This is a genomic window from Paraburkholderia phymatum, assembly GCF_038900715.1.
In the GTDB taxonomy this organism is placed as follows: domain Bacteria; phylum Pseudomonadota; class Gammaproteobacteria; order Burkholderiales; family Burkholderiaceae; genus Paraburkholderia; species Paraburkholderia phymatum_A.
This window is the reverse complement of record NZ_JAYMRZ010000045.1, coordinates 12,887-30,299: the sequence shown is the minus strand read 5'-3', so window position 1 is coordinate 30,299 and position 17,413 is coordinate 12,887. Positions and strand designations below refer to the sequence as shown.

14 protein-coding genes and 3 pseudogenes are annotated in these 17,413 nt (G+C 61.4%); 4 read left to right on the top strand and 13 right to left on the bottom strand.

Annotated features, from left to right (window positions below; translation table 11 throughout):
* Positions 1 to 407 precede the first annotated feature (407 nt).
* The gene (locus VSR68_RS41325; RefSeq protein ID WP_342945187.1) at positions 408 to 1,241 is read right to left on the bottom strand and encodes an MFS transporter; all 834 of its coding nucleotides are present in this window, start codon (positions 1,239 to 1,241) and stop codon (positions 408 to 410) included.
* 345 nt (positions 1,242 to 1,586) lie between these two features.
* Entirely contained in the window at positions 1,587 to 1,982 is a 396-nt protein-coding gene (locus tag VSR68_RS41320) for a hypothetical protein (protein WP_342945186.1), read from the bottom strand.
* A gap of 1,023 nt (positions 1,983 to 3,005) precedes the next feature.
* Here VSR68_RS41320 and VSR68_RS41315 point away from each other — a divergent pair.
* Complete coding sequence (locus tag VSR68_RS41315; RefSeq protein ID WP_342945185.1) at positions 3,006 to 4,022, top strand: D-alanyl-D-alanine carboxypeptidase family protein; 1,017 nt, start codon at positions 3,006 to 3,008, stop codon at positions 4,020 to 4,022.
* Between the two features lie 109 nt (positions 4,023 to 4,131).
* Here the strand turns inward: VSR68_RS41315 and VSR68_RS41310 are convergent, their stop codons facing one another.
* The 5 genes and pseudogenes from VSR68_RS41310 to VSR68_RS41290 all read right to left on the bottom strand — a co-directional run bounded on the left by VSR68_RS41310 (position 4,132) and on the right by VSR68_RS41290 (position 9,502).
* Positions 4,132 to 6,408: a glycosyl hydrolase family 65 protein gene (locus VSR68_RS41310; protein WP_342945184.1), complete on the bottom strand. Its 2,277-nt coding sequence runs from the start codon at positions 6,406 to 6,408 to the stop codon at positions 4,132 to 4,134.
* A gap of 891 nt (positions 6,409 to 7,299) precedes the next feature.
* A complete protein-coding gene (locus VSR68_RS41305) occupies positions 7,300 to 8,484 on the bottom strand; it encodes a hypothetical protein (RefSeq protein WP_342945183.1) in 1,185 nt (394 codons plus the stop codon).
* A 262-nt stretch (positions 8,485 to 8,746) separates the two neighbouring features.
* Entirely contained in the window at positions 8,747 to 8,893 is a 147-nt protein-coding gene (locus tag VSR68_RS41300; protein ID WP_342945191.1) for a hypothetical protein, read from the bottom strand.
* Positions 8,894 to 8,963: 70 nt separating this feature from the next.
* Positions 8,964 to 9,023, bottom strand: a pseudogene (locus VSR68_RS41295) (hypothetical protein); the annotation flags it as partial.
* Between the two features lie 59 nt (positions 9,024 to 9,082).
* A complete protein-coding gene (locus VSR68_RS41290; protein WP_342945182.1) occupies positions 9,083 to 9,502 on the bottom strand; it encodes a cytochrome c oxidase subunit 3 in 420 nt (139 codons plus the stop codon).
* On the opposite strand from VSR68_RS41290, the gene VSR68_RS41285 reads away from it, so the two are divergent.
* Positions 9,501 to 9,878 (top strand): hypothetical protein, encoded by a 378-nt coding sequence (locus VSR68_RS41285; RefSeq protein ID WP_342945181.1) that lies wholly within the window; start codon positions 9,501 to 9,503, stop codon positions 9,876 to 9,878. The genes VSR68_RS41290 and VSR68_RS41285 overlap by 2 nt on opposite strands.
* Here VSR68_RS41285 and VSR68_RS41280 read toward each other — a convergent pair.
* The 5 genes and pseudogenes from VSR68_RS41280 to VSR68_RS41260 form a co-directional block, all read right to left on the bottom strand.
* Positions 9,827 to 10,003, bottom strand: a complete 177-nt coding sequence (locus tag VSR68_RS41280; protein ID WP_342945190.1) for a hypothetical protein — start codon at positions 10,001 to 10,003, stop codon at positions 9,827 to 9,829. The genes VSR68_RS41285 and VSR68_RS41280 overlap by 52 nt on opposite strands.
* A 35-nt stretch (positions 10,004 to 10,038) precedes the next feature.
* Entirely contained in the window at positions 10,039 to 10,695 is a 657-nt protein-coding gene (locus VSR68_RS41275) for a cbb3-type cytochrome c oxidase subunit I (RefSeq protein ID WP_342945180.1), read from the bottom strand.
* A gap of 58 nt (positions 10,696 to 10,753) precedes the next feature.
* Positions 10,754 to 11,131, bottom strand: a pseudogene (locus VSR68_RS41270) (cbb3-type cytochrome c oxidase subunit I); the annotation flags it as partial.
* Between the two features lie 209 nt (positions 11,132 to 11,340).
* Entirely contained in the window at positions 11,341 to 12,900 is a 1,560-nt protein-coding gene (locus tag VSR68_RS41265) for a SulP family inorganic anion transporter (RefSeq protein ID WP_342945179.1), read from the bottom strand.
* A 93-nt stretch (positions 12,901 to 12,993) separates the two neighbouring features.
* Positions 12,994 to 13,617 (bottom strand): carbonic anhydrase, encoded by a 624-nt coding sequence (locus VSR68_RS41260; protein WP_342945178.1) that lies wholly within the window; start codon positions 13,615 to 13,617, stop codon positions 12,994 to 12,996.
* Positions 13,618 to 14,551: 934 nt separating this feature from the next.
* On the opposite strand from VSR68_RS41260, the pseudogene VSR68_RS41255 reads away from it, so the two are divergent.
* Both VSR68_RS41255 and VSR68_RS41250 read left to right on the top strand, forming a co-directional pair.
* Positions 14,552 to 14,659 (top strand): annotated as a pseudogene (locus tag VSR68_RS41255) (IS6 family transposase); the annotation flags it as partial.
* 1,106 nt (positions 14,660 to 15,765) lie between these two features.
* Entirely contained in the window at positions 15,766 to 16,029 is a 264-nt protein-coding gene (locus VSR68_RS41250) for a hypothetical protein (RefSeq protein ID WP_342945177.1), read from the top strand.
* Positions 16,030 to 16,174: 145 nt separating this feature from the next.
* Here the strand turns inward: VSR68_RS41250 and VSR68_RS41245 are convergent, their stop codons facing one another.
* Positions 16,175 to 16,921, bottom strand: coding sequence for a potassium channel family protein (locus VSR68_RS41245; RefSeq protein ID WP_342945176.1), 747 nt, complete (start codon positions 16,919 to 16,921; stop codon positions 16,175 to 16,177).
* Positions 16,922 to 17,413: the final 492 nt, after the last annotated feature.

Here is a 17,413-nt window from a genome sequence, read left to right as displayed (position 1 = left end):
CGTGACACGCATCACCGAAGGCTTCAGCCACTTCGTTGCCTCCATAGCTGCTCCGGTTGCTTCCGGCTGGAGCGGTTGCCGGGCGGGGCTTGCACCCGCTGGAAAGCGCCACCTTTTCACGGCGCACACCCGTTCCCGCCATTCAGACGAATGCCGTGCCTACGGCCGCTTTCGAAAGTTCAACGGCCATCCAGCGCGCACTTGGCCCGGCTAGTGTTCGGCCATTTCAGTTCGACGTTGACATGCTCGTTGAAACCAGGGCGCGTCGCGACGTTTGCAAAAGAGCGCGAAAGTGGCCGCCTTTTTCGGGGCCTGTTGTAATAGATGAGGTTGTGGCGGACCCCATAACGCGACGGGGACGATCATACGTTGGGCTTAAGTCCGTTCACGCATGATCGCCCCGTTTTTTATGAAGTACCGACCGTTTCAACGGGCTGACGATCTGGTTGCGTAATACGTCGGTGCGGCCATTCGGCGACGAAGAGCGCCACCGCGATGAAAGCCGCGCCGACGAGCCCGAGGATATGGCGGTCGAACCAGGTGACGGTCGCGCCACCGATGACTCCCGACATCGATACGCCGATATAGATGGCGGCCGAGTTCAGCCCCAGCAACACCGGCGCCGCGGTGGGCGTGATGCTGATCAGGCGGTGTTGCTGAGGCACGAGCAACCCCCAGCCGCACACGCCCCAAACGACGAGCGCGGGCACGGCGGTCGCGAGCGAGGCCGAGGTCCACGGCAAAAGCGCGAAGTCAAGGGCGACGACGGCAATGGCCTCGTTGATAATGCGGCGGCTACCGAAGCGGTCGGTCAAACGACCGGCGGCCAGATTGCCGACGGTCGCGGCCATGCCCCAAAGCAGCAGCAACCCGGCGAGCACGCGCGCGTCACCGCCGGTGGCGCGGTCGAAGCTCAAGCCGATGTAGGTATAGACGAGGAAGATGCCGGCATACGCCAGCCAGGTTGTCGCCAAAGTCAGCAGCACGCGTAAATCGCCGAGCGGCGCCAGCCGGCGCGCCAAGCTAACGGGTGGCAGCGTCGGGACGTCTTGCAGGAGCCGAGCCACACCGATCGCGGCCAGCGCGGCGACGGCGGCGACGAACCACATCGTCGAGCGCCAGCCCAGCCATCCACCAATGAAGGTGCCCAGCGGCGCGCCTAACGCCGTCGCGCTGGACAGGCCGGCGACGACGATGGCGAACTCTTCACGCGCCTGACCTGCCCCAACGAGTAGAGCCAACCGGAACCTGGTAAAGTTCGTTTTCGGAGAAGTAGTGACACGGCCTTGTCCAGCGGACTTCCTTACTGAAACCTACGCCAAAACCTACGCCGCTAAAATCGACCGCAATGGACTCCACTGGACTTTGTCCACTGTTAGACTTGGCGCGCTCTCAGCATCCACGCAGCAGGGGTTCGCGGCCGAAATGCCCTGCCCTTGTCTCGACGAGTTGATGATTGCTGCGAGTGCCACAGCGATGACAATCTCCAGCGCAGCCTGTCGCATGTGCTGTCCCACAGATACGTTCTTCTGAAGCGAATCCGATGATGATGAACCGTCGCACACCTGGGATGACTAAGTCGCCGCCTATTGAGCGGGGCTGGAGGCATTGCACTCGACGTCCGCAGACGCGTTGCCGGAGTCCGTTTTCTTCAACGAAAGAACGAGTCGGCTTCCCCGGTTCGCGGTGATGATCTGTCCGTAGCTCACCGTGGGGATGAACTGAATATCCGGCGCGACGGCCACCGGCGGATTTCTTGCGCCGTCGACGGTCAGGTCGAGCTCTACGGTAATCGAGTCGATAGCAACGCCCCGGTCCTGTTTCCGTGCCGCTTCAGTCTTCCTGAAATTGCACAGGCCCTGAAGAACCTGCTCAAGAGCAGTTGGAATATCGACGGGCTTGCCTGGTGGAATCGGCGGCGTGTTGCAGCCGGCGGTCAGAAATGGCAAGACACACAGAGGAAGAGAGAGCCATGCACGCATCAGGACTCCGGGGCTGGATTGACAATTGATTGGCGACAAAACGTCGATCTACGTGAACTACCGATCGCAACCGTGCTCATCGCTTGCCTCGCACTGCAGTCCGCTTGCAACGCCCGAGCGTACCCTTTCATGGCGAACTCCCATGAGGGCGGCGTTGGTGTTCCTGTGAGAGAGTCTTCAGCTTATACAACCTGAAGAGAATGTTGTATTGGACCTTGGTCCAATGACTGATTGTGCTCAAGCGGTAGTGCGCGGCGGCCTGGTTGAACTCATGCGCCGGCTGGTCGGCTGCCTTGTCGACTCTGTCGTTTCCTCCTGTCGAAACCGCCGAGCCCAGCAACGCCAGTCCAGCGCAAGTCGTGAGAAACAGACCGACAAATAACGCCAACGCAGCCAGCCATCTATCCGTCTGCGCAGATTGCCCCGTGACCTCTGCATACCGCCAGAGTAACGGCCCCGCGGCCGCGAGTAATAACCCGAAGACGACACCCGACGCGGCCCCCATCATATGCCGACAGCCTGCGCCGGCCACATTGAGCGCGACGGGTTGCCGATCCACGCCATCCTTTTCGAGGGACGCCCTGGCCGGCGTCCTGGTCGTGGTATCCAATGCGCCGTCTGGAGGTTGGTATCCGTTAGCTCGCAGCCTTCTGGAGATCAGGCGGTCGCTCGTCGCCTGAACATCCAACCACTGTGCGCCTCGCCCCGGCGCCGAGGCTCCATTGCAATACTCCCGTGATGCTTCCGTCGATCGAGGTGTGCGAGGGCGATGGCTTAAATCGTTCGTGCACCGTCACGGCCATACGCTGACTGGGCAATTTGCGGGCCGCCAAAGAACATCGAAAGCGCCGACGGCCCGATAACGGCGTTGGTACTAACGCTATCGTTTCAGTTCGATTGCGTGCGGATAGAATGTGTTCGTCCTGCACGCATTTCTGCTTTCCCTATGGGAGAAAGAAGTTACGCGCGGGGCCAGTCCTGCCTCTCTGGTTGCGGCTCGCAGCACGAAGGTATCAAACCAAAATGCTGAAACTCGGTGGTGCGTTGCTGCTGGCAATCGCGGCCGTGTGCGCGTGGGCCGACACACCCTCGCTGTATTCCCGCAGTGCGATCGTGTACGACATCGCGCGCGGCGAAGTCCTGCTGGAAAAGAATGCTGATGATGTTAGACCGATCGCGTCGCTGACGAAGCTGATGACAGCGATGGTCGTGATTGACCAGGCGCAGGTGTTGACCGAGACCGTGACTGTTGAAGACGCCGACATCGACCGCCTCAAGCACTCGGGTTCGCACCTTTCCATCGGCACTTCGCTCGAACGCGAGGACATGCTTCGTATGGCGCTCGTGACATCCGACAATCGCGCTGCCTCCGCTCTGTCGCGCGCGTACCCTGGCGGTCAGTTGGCGTTCGTCGGCGCGATGAACAGCAAGGCGCGCGCGCTACGCATGACCGACACGCACTTCGGCGATCCAAGCGGCCTTTCGCCGGACAATGTCTCTACCGCTCGTGATGTCATCATGATGGCGTTAGCGGCCACGCGCTATCCGATGATCAGTTCGTTCACCACGCTGGCAAGATATGAACAGGCTGTTCGCGGCCGGATCAGGTTCTATCACAACACCGATCCCGTGGTGCTTTGGCCGGACTGGGACGTCCGCCTGGCCAAAACCGGCTACACGCGCGAGGCCGGACGCTGCATAGTCGTGGACGCCTTAGTGTCGGGCAACCCAGTGATCATTGCACTGCTCGGCGCCAGTTCATCCGGTGCACGCGCCGCGGATCTTATAACAATCCGCGCCTGGATGAATGGAGCGCCAGCGCCTATCAACATGCCTCGGCTGTACCGCGCCGCAGCGCATTCGCATCACAACCATTACGCCACCGCCAGCCATTTGCATCGCGTGAAAGTGGTTTCTCCAGCCTGGCGGACCATTTCCGCGGCTCCTTCACGCCGCCACGCGTGGCATCGCATCAATGTCAGTCGCGCGGCGGCGCAGTTGTACCCGACTGGCAAGTCCCGAACGGTGGCAGCAGATTGACGTCGAATATTCTCGTCCATGTGTCGTTCATTGACGATATCCCCTGCATGTTGTCGATCCGGTCTTTCCTGACGCCAAGAAAAATACTCCAATAAGACTGGCATTCCTGTCATGTGATCGCCACAGCGCCGCTGCCCGCGCGTATCGTCAACACAGCGCCTGGTTCGAGCAGGAAGCGTTGTCCACGTGCTGCAACAGCGACGCCCTGTGTGTTGTCGCGCGTGGCGCGCAGCGCAACGGCCTGCGTGCTGCCTTCGAGTTGCAACTGCTGATGACGGAACATCAGCGACAGGCGCGTTCGTGGCAATTCGCGCGGCCATGCGGGATCGAACTGCAACACGCCGTCTTCGAAGTCGACGCCGCCATAGTGACGCACGACGACATCGAGCGCCCCTGCCAGCGCGCCCAGATGCAATCCCTCGTGAGCGCTGCCCTCGCGCGGCGTGACATCGGTTGTCAGCGCGTTGGAGAAGTACTGCCATGAGCGCTCGGGCTGGCCGCGCGCGAGCGCGCCGGCGCACCCCACCTGCGACAGACTCGATTCGTGCGTCATGCGAGCGAGGTAATACTCGAGCGTGCGGCGCGCAGCGGCCGCGTCGAACGCATAGCCCGCCTGCGCGAGCAACGCGCGCAAGTTCGTCTCGCCCAGTAGATGGAACAGCATCACGACATCGGGCTGCTTCGCGACCTGCCATGCATTCACCGTATCGCCGGAGCGTTCGAGCGACCAGTCCACGCGCGCGCCGTCATCGGTGAGTCCTTTCGGATCGGCAGTTCGCCGCAGGCGCGCGAAGCCTTCGAACTGTTCGATCACGCCATCGTCGACGAAAGGCACGGCCAGATTGCGCGCAACGTCGAGCCATCGACGAGGCTCGTCGTCGCGCAACGCAATCTTGCGCGCCAGCGCGGCGCGGTCGCGCTCGACGAGCGATGCGAGCGCCTTGTGCGCGCATCGCAGCGTCCACATCGCCATCACGTTCGTGTACGCGTTGTTGCGCAAGCCGGGCCAGGGCGTTTGCGGCGATAGATCGTGGTACTCGTCCGGCCCGATCACGCCGTCGATCGCATAGCGGCCGCTCTGTTCGTCGAAGGCCGCTGCGCTCGCCCAGAAGCGCGCGATTTCGATGATCATTTCCGCGCCGCGATCGCGAAAGAACCCGTCATCCGCCGATGCGCCCCAGTGGCGCCAGATATTCCACGCGATCGACGAACCGACATGCCGTTCGAGACGCGTGTGGTCGTGCATCCAGTGGCCATCGAGCGGATTGAACTGCAGGCGCGGTGTTTCTTCATCGCCCGTTGCCGCGCTTCGCCACGGATACATCGCGCCTTCGAGATCCGCCGCGCGCGCCGCCGATCGAGCCACATCGAGACGCCGGTAGCGATAGAGCAGCGGCCCGCGCGCATGATCCGGCTCATCGCGCGTGACGACGGGCAGCACGAACAGGTCGTCCCAGAACACATGACCGTGGTAGCCCTCATGCCAGCCGCGCGCGGGAATGCCGGCGTCCTCGAGCGCCGAATGCGCGGATACCGTTTGCAGCACGTGGAATGCGCGCAGATTCAGTTGACGCACGAGCCGCTCACCGTCGCCATCGGCGCGCACGCCGTCCGACGTCGGCTGCCATGAGCGAAGATGCGCGTCATACAGACTGTCCGCGTTGCCCGCGCGCCGCACGCTCGCAAGCGCCGCATCGGTAGGATCGGGCGCGAGCGCATCGCGCGACGTATGCACCGACACGATCTTATCGACGCATATCGTCTCGCCCGCGTGAAGATACACAGTACGACGCGTGAAGCAGGCCGCGCCCGCTTTCCATTCGACGCACGGCCCGATCTCCTCACTCGCGCACTGCACATCCACACGCGATCCAATCGCGATGCTCACCTGCGCGCCCGATAATCTCGCGCTCGTCAGCAGCACGCCATCGGGCTGCATCGCGTGCATCACATCGACGATATGGCGGCCATCGAACGCGCGCTGTCTTTCGACGATTGCGTTGCGCACGTCGCCGTCCGTGCCATCGGCGATATCGAGCAGTCCCGACCAGTCGCACGCCGTGACCCGCCAGCGGATCACGAACACGGACGGATGCGCCGCGCTGACAAAACGCGATTCGACGATCTGCGTCGTGCTGTCCGCGAAGCGCAGCAGCGGCGTACGCGTTGCTTGCGCCGTCTCCATGTCGAGCGCATGCGTGTAGCGAACGAGTTGCGCCGTGTGCGTACCGAGCCACGGCTCGCCGCTGCGCCGTACCGCAAGCACCGTCGCATCCGGCAAGCGCGGCAGAAACGCCGCGCGCAAAGTCTCGCCGTTCGCGCATGCTGTCACCGTGTTGTAGAGCCCCCGCGCGATAGATGCCGGGATAGTGCGCGTGCGCTTCATCTGGCGCGTGGTTAGGCGCGTGGTCTGTCGGGTACGCGGACGCACGCGCAAGGCGTTGTTCGGGCGCGCTTGCACGCACGAACAGCACGCCATTGCCGAGACCGAGCAGCGACTCGCGGCGCCGTTCGTCGCGCGGATCATATGCATCGAAACGCAACGGATGCGTGTCAGGATTCGTGAGCGGTCGGTGAGCAATCAGCGAACCTGGCGCATTGCCCGATGCCGCTGACTAACAAATATCCCCGTGCCTCACGCGTCGTCTACGCACAGTCGATGTCCGGACGTTGGGTGATGCCAGCCCACGTACTGCGGAACGCGCCGGACTCCCGTCTATCGGTAACACGCTCGCGCCGCATCAGCGACACACTTTTGATATGCCTCATGGCAATCCTGAGTGCACCTTCTCTGCTGTTCGGCCACGCTATTGGCATCGTTCGTCCGACCGGAAGAAGTGCATTCGCATTGCGCCAATGTGGAATTACAAATGCTGACCTGAACGGATACGCAGCGTTGGTCAACGTCAGCACGCGCGTTGGAATACGGCACCGCCATGACAAGAACCAACAAGCTGACCACGAGGATGCTCACGTTCACCTCCCGCCACAAGTTCGATCGCACGCCACACGCTTCTGAGCCGGATACAACCCATACGTCGCTTCATCAACTCCCGAAGCCGCGGGTACGGGCATCTCACGGACTGCACCCACGACGGGCCCGTTGGCCGTGCCCGTCGGTTAAAACGCCGCGATTTTACAACGCGTTACCGACGGACCCATTTAGGCCATGCGGGAAATTCCATGCGAAAACGCCTGGCTACGCATCTCGGCCAACCCCAACACGCCGTCGGTCTGCGTGCGATCAGCGATCGCATCAGCGAGACGGCGAGCAGTGTCAGTGACCTGTAACGCGTTCCCAACCGTGCCGCACGGCAGCCTTGAATCTTTCCCAGCCACTTTCCGGATAACGCGACTCCCAATGCTCGCGAGCGCTGGGCTCCACCTGTTGCCAGTCCTGCATACGAAATCGCTCGTCCTGCCCAAGCGTGGCGCCATGCGTGTAGGCGCGCCGATATTCGTCGTATGAGCCCCCCATGTTCGCATAGCGAGCGTCATAGTCCTTGCGAAATTCATCGTCGTAGGGGTCATCGTCCAGCGGGGTGCCCATGACAGGATCGCCCACGAGGCCTGTCCCCGACGTCTGCCGCGCCTTTGCGCCAGCCGTGCCCGCGCTGGTATCTGGTGAAGCCGCTGCGCGGGTTTTAAGATCCGCGTCGACGCCCGCCGATGTTCGTGCAAATCCGACATCGGGTACACCCGATAACTGCTGTCTTTGCTCCATAGGCGGCTCGAATCTTCCCTCCTCGGTGCGCGTTGTTACCTGCTGCATCCCGCCGACCATGTTCGGTCCGGCCGACGGCGATGCAGTGCGCGGCGTTTCCGTCCCGGCGGCGGCAGAAGCATCGCTGGCAGATTCCGGCGGCAATGCCGAACCCGGCGACGTGTCGCGCGAGGTGACGGGTTTTTCCATTTCGTCCAACGAAGGCGCCGTGCCCGCGATCCGTCCGCTGCTTGCCATCGTGTCGTCCTGTCGCCCCATTGCCGACTCGTATTGGCGGGAGGAATCGGAGGCCGCCGGGCTACCGGGATCTGGCGCGGGTTCCGACATGCCTGTTTCCGCGGAACCACTCCGCCATGCATTCGCGCGCTCCCCGATGTCGGCTGCGCCCGCGCGGCGCATCGCCTCACGCGCCAGATCGACTTGCATTTCGGCGACATCGGCGCTGACAACCGTTCCGCCACGGCGGATGAATTCCCTGTAATCCTCCGTTTCCGGCGGATACTCGCCCCGCCTGAAGAGCCGTGCGAACAGTTGCTCGAGTTGGTCAAAGACCGGCTTGTGATGGCGCACATCGCCACCGCCGGGCGCATAGACGCGCGGCCCTTTTTCGACTGGGACATCGGCCGACATAGAGTAAATGGCGATATCAGCCTGCTCAACGCCCGCATCGCCCAGCGCCCGCTGCGCAGAACACGCGTCTGCGTAGCTGTCGTACACGCCTAAAATAATCTTTCTCATGACTGTCTCCCTCCTCAATCGCCGTCCAGCAACTTCGCCGCCATACGGACGACACGCGCAACACATATGCCCGCTCAGGCCGGGACACAATTGCGAGACGCGCGCTACGGCCGCCTGCCAAGACCCGCCGCTGAGAGACGATCGAAGGCGCTGATTACTTGCAGTTGCATCGCCGCGAGCATCCGGTATCGACCATGTCGGCGGTAAAGCCCAACCGTCTTTGAAGAGATGCACTCGGCGGTCAGTAGACCACTGGCTCTGTTCACGACGCAGCTGCTCCCGCATCTTGTGGCGCCGCCGGTGCCTGCCATGGCGCAACATTGATCGCACGTGTCGAGTAATCGGTATAGCTCAAGCCGAACAGCAACTCCAGTGTCAGCAATGCGGCGATGGCGGCGATGCGCATCATCGCGGACGCCCGGCAGGTGCATGAAGTAGAGCGCCACGAGCAACGCTTTTGCCGTCGCAATACCGAAGTTGATCACGCTATTCCATGGGCCGAGCTTCAGGTACGAACTGCTGAACGTCAGCAGCAGCAATGCCAAAAGTGCAGCCTACACCTTAAGTTGGCCCACATACCGATGCGCATCATGCGAGCTCACCCGCTACTCCTTCCGACGAGGCATAGCAAGGGATAAAGAAAAATCCACACGACGTCGACGGAGTGCCAGTAAAGGCCGGCCACCTCGATGCGGTCAGCTGCAGCAAATCGGCGCTCGCCGCGTGAAAGGCCAAGCGCAAAGACAACAACCATGATATAGCCGATGATCAGATGCAGTGCATGAAGCCCGGTCATGCCGAAATAGAGGAAATAGAACAATTGAGCAGCGTCGGCATGGCGCGAATCGGGAAAAGCAAAGCCTAAATCTGGCACGAGGTGCTCATGCCACTCTTTCCAATACTCGGCGCCCTTGATGACGAGGAAGACGGCGCCAAGCGCGGCCGTGAAAAGCAGCATGCATGCGGCGAGCCGCACTGCATCCATTTTCCTTGCTTGAACGGCAATCGCCATCAGCATGGCTACTCGTCAACAGAACGGCCGTGTTGATCGTGCCGAGCACAATATCGGTGTGGCGGCTCGCAGCGGCAAAGCCTTCGGCAAAATGCATGCGTCCGTAGTGGTAACCAAAAAAGAGCGGGCCGAACAACATCAACTCCGTCGCAAGAAAAGTCCACATGCCCAGTGTCGAGGCTGCTTCCTGTTGCGCGGCGGTATCGAACTGTTCGGCGTGAAGCGTCATTGCGGCGCCTCGTTTCCGGTTTCCGGATCGTACTCGTACGCATCTCGCTGCACGATGGGCGTGTGTTCAAAGTTATGCTTGGGCGGCGGTGAGGACGTTTGTCATTCGAGGCCGGTGGCACGCCACGGGTTGGATCCGGCACGCTCGCCGTAGAACAGCGACCATATCAGATAGCCGATTGGCAACAGGTAGCCGACTGCGAGTATCGAAGCACCGGCCGACGACAGGACGTTCAGCACCTGAAACTCCGGCGGATAGGCGTGATAGCGGCGAGGCATGCCTTCGAAGCCGAGCAGGTACTGCGGGAAGAAGGTCAGATTGAAGCCGACAAAATAATCAGAGCGGCCACGCGGCCCAACATTTCCGGGTACATGCGTCCCGTCATCTTCGGCCAACAGAAGTGGATGCCGCCCAGGTACGCCATCACCGTGCCGCCGACCATGATGTAGTGAAAGTGCGCGACGACGTAATAGGTGTCCGTCAGGTGCACGTCCAGCGCCAGCGAGGCCAGTGTCAACCCTGCAAGACCGCCGATGGTGAAAAGGCCCACGAAGCCGAACGCACAAAGCATGGGCGCGGAAAATGTAATGCGGCCCTTGTAGAGTGTCGCCGTCCAGTTGAAGACCTTGATGGCCGACGGAATCGCAACGAGAAAAGACAGCAGCGAGAACACCATGCTCGCGTACATCGACTGACCCGACACGAACATGTGGTGACCCCAAACCAGAAAACCGAGCGATGCAATACCAAGGATTGCATACGCCATGAAGCGGTAGCCGAAAATGCGCTTGCGCGCAAAGCACGGAATGATCTGACTCGCCACGCCCATCGCCGGCAGCACCGTGATGTAGACGGCAGGATGCGAGTAGAACCAGAAAAGGTGCTGGAAAAGCAGCGGATCGCCGCCCAGGGCCGGATCGAAGATACCGATATGCAGCAGGCGTTCGGCCCCGACCAACGCGAGCGTCATTTGCCAGCACCGGCGTGGCCAGCACGAGGATGATCGAGGTGGCGTAGTTGGCCCATACGAAGAGCGGCAAGCGGAAAAAGGTCATGCCCGGCGCGCGCATCGTGTGCACGGTGACAATAAAGTTCAACCCGGTCAGGATGGAGGAAAAACCGACAACGAACACGCCAGTCACCGCGACTATCACGTTGCCGTTTGAGAACATCGTCGAAAACGGCGTGTAAAAGGTCCACCCCGTATCCACGCCGCCCGCATAAAGCGCACCCAGCGTAAAGACCCCGCCCACCACGTATATGTACCAGCTGATGACGCCGTGCGCAGTAAACAACCGGTTATAAGTGTCGGCCGAGACCAGCGCGCCTTGCGGCGTGCTCAGATTCAACCGCATCATGGCCGCGGCCGCGCCGCCGACGAAAAAAAATGCCGTAATCGACACCATGTAAAGCCAGCCAATGCGCTTGTGATCGTGGGTGGTGAGCCACGACTTCAACGACCAGTCTTCCAGATAACCCGACAGTTCGGCTTCACTGACCTGCGCGTTTGGAGGGTCGATTTCGATCCCCGCTTTGGCGCGGTCCGCATTCTCTGATCCGGTGAGGGCCGGCAAGGATTCTGGCGCCCTCGCCGTTCCTCTCGCGCTGTTCGCCCTTAGCCCATCACGCGTAACGGCGGCAGCATCGGCTGCCCTTCCTGCGCCGATGTCTCCGGCCAGCGCAGCCGCTCGACCGTAATCTGTCGCCGCGGCGCCTCGCTCACGAACGCATCGAGCGTCTCGCGAATATCGCGGTCGATGAAATCCGCGCGCTCGGCGTCGATCAGCACGGTCGCACGATCCGGAATCTGCGCGAGACAGTGCGTAAGCATCGGCTTCGACAGGAACGTCGCGTCCTTGCGCAGACACAGCAGAAAGTGGTCCTCGTGACGCGTCAGCGTGAAAGTGCGCGACAGGTTCGCGCGCATCGCGAGCAGCGCACTCGTTGCGATGCCGATGCCAACGCCGATCAGCAGGTCAGCCGCGAGTACGCCCGCGATCGTCGCCGCGAACGGCACGAAACGGTCGATACCTTCGCGCGCCATTGCCGCGAACAGCGCCGGCTTCGCGAGCTTGTAACCGGTGTGAATCAGGATCGCCGCGAGACACGCGAGCGGGATCAGGTTCAACACGGCGGTCAGCGCGAACACGCTCGCGAGCAGCAATACACCGTGAATCACGGCCGACATGCGCGTCTGCGCGCCCGCATGCACGTTCGCCGAACTGCGCACGATCACGGCCGTGAGCGGCAAACCGCCCAGCACGGCCGCGACCATATTGCCCACGCCCTGCGCCTTCAGCTCGCGATCCGGCGACGCGCGGCGGCGCCTCGGGTCGATCTGTTCGACGGCTTCGAGACTCAGCAGGGTTTCCAGACTCGCAACGACGGCCAGCGTCAGCGCGACGCGCCACACGTCGGCATCGACGAGTTGCGTCAGGTCGGGCATCGAGATCACGCCCGCCAGTGCGTCGAGGGAATCCAGCGACATCAGCGACACACGATGCTCAGCGGGCAACGCAAGCGCGGGCGCAAGCACATTGAGCGCAAGCGTCACGCCGATGCCGAGCGCGACGACGGCCAGCGGCCCCGGCAGCATGCGCGTGATCGCAAGACGTTTCGCGCGCGGCGTCTCCCATGCAAACAGAATCGCGACCGACACGACAGTCAGCGCGATCGACACGAGCGATACGTCGCCGAACGGCGTCGCCAGCGTGGCAGCGTGCGCGACGTTCGCATCCGCGCCCGTGATGAGCCCCGCGCCGAGCGGAATCTGCTTGACGATCAGCATGATGCCGATCGACGCGAGCATGCCTTTGATGACGGCGACGGGCACGAAGCTCGCGAGCCGCCCCGCGCGCAGCAGGCCAAAGCCGATCTGCAACGCGCCCGCAATCAGCACGGCGGCGAGAAACGCGGAGAAACTGCCGAGCAACGCAATCGCCGAGACGACGATCACGACGAGGCCCGCCGCCGGACCGCTCACGCTCAAATGCGAGCCGCTCAGGAGCGCGACGACCAGTCCGCCGATGATGCCCGATACGACGCCCGAAAACGGATTGGCGCCGGACGCCGTGGCGATGCCCAGACAGAGCGGCAAGGCAACCAGAAAGACGACGATGCCGGAAAAAACGTCGCTACGCAAAGTCGACAGACGGGAGACAGAAGGTGTGTGCATGGTATTCGCGAGGTCGAGTTGAGCCACGCCGCCCGGCGATGGCGCCGGCGGCTCGTTGATCGGATTGTGAAAAGAGGTTTGTTTCGAGGCCGGTTACGCGGCGTCGCGCATGTCGGCCATCTGCCGCGCTTCTTCCATGTCGGTGAGTTGCATGAGCAACCCTTCGCGCAGCCCGAAGATCCAGCCATGCACGTGCGGCGGACGGGGCGCGCGGCGCACGATCGGCGATTCGCGCAACAGCCGCACCTGCTCGATCACGTTCAGTTCCGCAAAGCGGTCAACGCGTTCGTCGAAATCGGCGATCGCGTGCAGTTCCTCGCGGTGCCGTTCAGCCAGTTCGCGCAATCCGGCGGTGCGGCGGTTCACGACGGGTAGCGCATCGGACGGAGGCGACAGCGCCGCGCGCGCGCCGCCGCAATGGTGATGTCCGCAGATGATGATGTGTTCGACATTCAGCGCGTGCACCGCGTATTCGATCACGCTCGACGCATTGCCGTCGTCGGACGTATAGAGGTTCGCGATGTTGCGATGGACGAACAGTTCGCCAGGCTGCGCATTCGTGATGCGCTCGGCGGGCACGCGGCTATCGGAACAGCCGATCCACAAAATACGCGGCTGTTGTCCGCGCGCCATTTCCGTGAAGAACTCGGGCTCGCGCGTCGACACCTCCAGCGACCACGCGAGATTGGACAGCAACAGGCGTTTCGGGTGATTCATCAATCGGCTCCTGGCGGGGTCTGTTGAACAGGGTCGGCTGTCCATCGGGGACAAACACGACGCCGTTTACGAGAACCTTACAGCCAGAAGGTTCCGAAAAAATCGACAAAAAACAATTTAATGCCAGCCGCATCTGATGCCCGGAAAGCGTGCATTCATGCGGCCGCACTTATGTGTCATTTGCGTGATCCGCTGCACCTTGGTGGAGCGGCCCTCCTGCCCCGCTTACAGTAAGCACGACCTCCCTCGAATACCACAGTTCGGAAATATCGATGCGCTTGCATACTATGTCCGAATACGCCACCAGACGGCCGCTCAAACCGCGTTAAATCCTGAGGCGAATAGCCAAGGTGCTGTATCTTAAGTTCATTGCCTGGGCGCAGGCGGACGGGGTGTTTTTACTCCGAAGCGAACAGTGGCCGCACGCTCGCGCGTGCAGCAGCTGCAGCACGCGCACACTGCCCTCCACGATCTGCGACTGGTCAGGCGTCAGCCAGAATACCCGCGTGACGTCGCGTACGGTGAAGAAGAGCCGTTCCTTCGGACTTCGTCGCGCCGGAGCACCTCGGAAAAGTTAATCCAGTCGTTGTAGGCCGGGACGCGGTCGTATTGCCCGATCTCTTACATCAGCGACGCTTCGGGGATGCTTACCACGACGTCGCTAGACTCATACATCCAGAACTGCGCCCCCACTCGCCCTGCGTACTGGCACCCACCATCGCCGCCATGCCGAGGATCATAGGCCCGAAAATGCGGCCTTTGCCGAGCAAACCGCACAGCCCGGATTCGCGCCCGAATGGGGACCAATGCACGGGCATGCGTCCATAAAGGATTGCGGCCATCAGCCGGAAACATGATCACGGTCGAATGGTTCCTTTCGATGGCGCGTGAACAACCCTCAAAATCCAGATCGAATATGTCAAAAACAAAGCGAGCCGGTTTGATCCTTTCTTCCATCATGCACATGATTGCCAAGGGCCAAATGGAAGACCGTGGCGTCAGATACACTCAGGCCGAGCAGTTTTACTCGCTGTCAGCATAAGCAATCCTACTTATACTGCCGTTTGTTCACCATCAACCAGCAATAGTCAGTCGAAGGTCGCAGGCGCGTGCAATCGGTGCTCCGAAAGCGCGTGCCCGGTGCCTCCCGCACCAGTGCACCCGCCGTCGAAGACAATCGCGTCATCGACCGGATTCATGCCGCCCGTTACCTGCAGCGCTAGCGCGGTCGCCCGATTACCGCGGCGACTGCAGCCGCTGCCGCCCTCGTCGCGTCAACCGCCGAATTTTTCGACGCCTGAATCTGTGCCGCCGCCAATCCACACGCGGACCAAATCCCTGCCGGTGAGCCCTCGGCGGTGTTCTGGTTTAGCCACGTACCACAAGACCTGCAGCGATACTCGACATAACGCACTATCGGCTTTTGAGGCATACCAAAAACACCCGTCCCGACGCGCAAGAGGTCTCTGTGCGGAAAGTGCCTTGAAGGCATCCCGACCAACGCTTGGCAAGCAAGGCACGCTTCCATGGTTGCCTCCTTTTCGGCACTGTCTATAAATAAGCATACGCCATGCCGATAGAAGCGAAGGCTCGCTACCACCTGCGCCCGACGACGCGAGAAGAACTACGCCAGCGCGGTGGATTTCATCCCCCATGCTTCGACGTCCCGTCGTCTCGCTCACTGGACATCCGTCATGCGTCGCAGTGATGCAAGCCACACGCGTGGTTCATCACCCGCTTTTCTTATCGCTGAGCGCGTTGACCAGCGACTCGTTTTCTGCGGCGACCAATCTGCCCATGCTTTTTTGACCGGCGGCACTAGCGAGCGCGCCACCCAACAGCATGGACGCCCCCGATATTAGCGCGCTATAGAACGGGTTCTTATGGCTCGATGGTCTGCATCTGCGCCCCCTCGAAGTTCAGAGTTGACGTCGTGGTATCGCGCTGTCGTGCGAAGCCGTTGACCTCTCGTCCGCACCGGCGCTTACGACCGTTCGCGTGGAGCTCCCATGACCGCGAGCTTCATACGCGATAAACGGAAGGACGTACGGCGGAATCGCCCGTGACTCTGGCGGTGGCAGAAAGAGGCTCTGTTTCGCGATGCCATCCGTGCTAGGATGGTTTTGCTTGCCGCGCCGAGGAGACCGCATGAGAATCCGTAACCTCACCGAGTTTTCCTGGGACGAACAGGAAGACGTCAAAGCCGTTCTTGCGAGCCGGGGACTTGATCCGCGGGAATTCGAGATCACTGACAATGACGACGATCCGGCGGACGGCAGGAGAGGCACGCCCCGGAAGATCTCCGTCACGCGGCTCACCAACGGCACGACGGCGATCTACGACACCGATCATTTCGCCACCTGGCTTACAGATTTCGCCGACGCACTGGAAGCAGGCAAGTTCGAAGACTGAGGTCGCAGCGTTCGGGTTTTAGTCAAGCGCAGGCGTTCGCGCTCCTCTTTCCTCGTGCCCGGTGACGTGAAGCAAGCAACACACGAGACTGTCAAGCGCTCAATACCGTTGCCGGGTTTTCGCGGCGAATGATTCGAAAGATTTTTCACCCGTGCTCGCGCGGAGCGGGTTCGCATGCCTCGCCAGACGTATTGGAAGACTGCACCAGCGTTTCCTGCAGCGCGCGAAGCTCGACGTGAAGTCTTCCTATTTCGCCGGTCAGATGCTTGATGTCCCGATGCATTTCCCGTCGCAGCGCTTTTTCCTCTCTTCCGATGAATGCCGCCGCAATGCTTGCAAAGACCAGCGATAACATGCCGTAACCCAGCAGCACGACGAATACGGCAAATACGCGCGAAGCTGGCGTAGTCGGGGCGATGTCCCCATATCCAACCGTTGCGCTGCTTTCGAAGGCGAGCCACAGTCCGTCTGCATAGGAATGCACTCTGGGTTCGAGCCATAAAAAACCGGCACCTGCCATTGCCAGCACGGCAGCGCCCGCGACCAGCAGCCAGACAAGCCGGTTTGGTGTGAAAAAGCCTGCCAGGGACAACACGATCCTCACGGCGACGAGGCTCACGAATAACAACCGGAGCACCCATTCGGCTGTCTGCCATGGCGGCGCGCCCCATCCCGCACTGAATGCGGCGCCCACCGTGATCAGAACGTCGAGTCGATTATGCGCAAGCAGCGTCTTCGGCTTTTTGCTGAGGTACAGCACCCAGAGGATCGAAACAGCGAATCCGGTGAACATGCACAGATACAGCATTCGCGCGACGGCGAAGCCAACATGCGTGGTCGCGGTCAGTTCGCCGTAGAAGGCAGGAATGGCTAGCAGGCTCCATCCACCCAAGAATCAGCGGATATGGCGCCAAGCGCGAATCGCTCGCGGACTATCGTGCGAATCCACGCCACCAATTCTGAATATGCCGAGGCTGTTATCCATCGTGTGATGAGAGATTGATCGAGGCACGCTCCGATGCGCGCAGTCCTTATGTCCGAACGGTTCGGGGAGGGCTCGTGCGGGTGTGCCCTGCATGTCAGGCTATCTTACGTTTCGCAGGAACCCTTGATCCAGATCAGAATCGACAGTTCTGCTGTCTGCCGGTTTATCAGGCGATAAAGAACCGCGCGCCCATGGCAAGACATGGCGAAGTCGACCTGCCTGTATCCGTGACCGAACGTCATTCAGAAGCGACGACATGATTGTGGTCACACCCTTCAATTGAAGTCACCTTCATCTTCCCGGCGCAGAATCTCGCCCAGCAACCACAGCCGCGCAGCGTGGTTTTCAGCACGATTCCGGGCAACAAGCAAGGAAACCTTGCTTGTTTAAGAGGTGCTA

Coding starts and splice junctions, on each gene's coding strand:
- VSR68_RS41320 (WP_342945186.1), bottom strand. CDS start 1,982: ATGCGTGCATGGCTCTCTCTTCCTCTGTGTGTCTTGCCATTTCTGACC.
- VSR68_RS41285 (WP_342945181.1), top strand. CDS start 9,501: ATGGCTACTCGTCAACAGAACGGCCGTGTTGATCGTGCCGAGCACAAT.
- VSR68_RS41275 (WP_342945180.1), bottom strand. CDS start 10,695: ATGACGCTCGCGTTGGTCGGGGCCGAACGCCTGCTGCATATCGGTATC.
- VSR68_RS41280 (WP_342945190.1), bottom strand. CDS start 10,003: ATGCCTCGCCGCTATCACGCCTATCCGCCGGAGTTTCAGGTGCTGAAC.
- VSR68_RS41290 (WP_342945182.1), bottom strand. CDS start 9,502: ATGCTGATGGCGATTGCCGTTCAAGCAAGGAAAATGGATGCAGTGCGG.
- VSR68_RS41310 (WP_342945184.1), bottom strand. CDS start 6,408: ATGAAGCGCACGCGCACTATCCCGGCATCTATCGCGCGGGGGCTCTAC.
- VSR68_RS41300 (WP_342945191.1), bottom strand. CDS start 8,893: ATGATGCGCATCGCCGCCATCGCCGCATTGCTGACACTGGAGTTGCTG.
- VSR68_RS41260 (WP_342945178.1), bottom strand. CDS start 13,617: ATGAATCACCCGAAACGCCTGTTGCTGTCCAATCTCGCGTGGTCGCTG.
- VSR68_RS41315 (WP_342945185.1), top strand. CDS start 3,006: ATGCTGAAACTCGGTGGTGCGTTGCTGCTGGCAATCGCGGCCGTGTGC.
- VSR68_RS41265 (WP_342945179.1), bottom strand. CDS start 12,900: ATGCACACACCTTCTGTCTCCCGTCTGTCGACTTTGCGTAGCGACGTT.
- VSR68_RS41250 (WP_342945177.1), top strand. CDS start 15,766: ATGAGAATCCGTAACCTCACCGAGTTTTCCTGGGACGAACAGGAAGAC.
- VSR68_RS41305 (WP_342945183.1), bottom strand. CDS start 8,484: ATGAGAAAGATTATTTTAGGCGTGTACGACAGCTACGCAGACGCGTGT.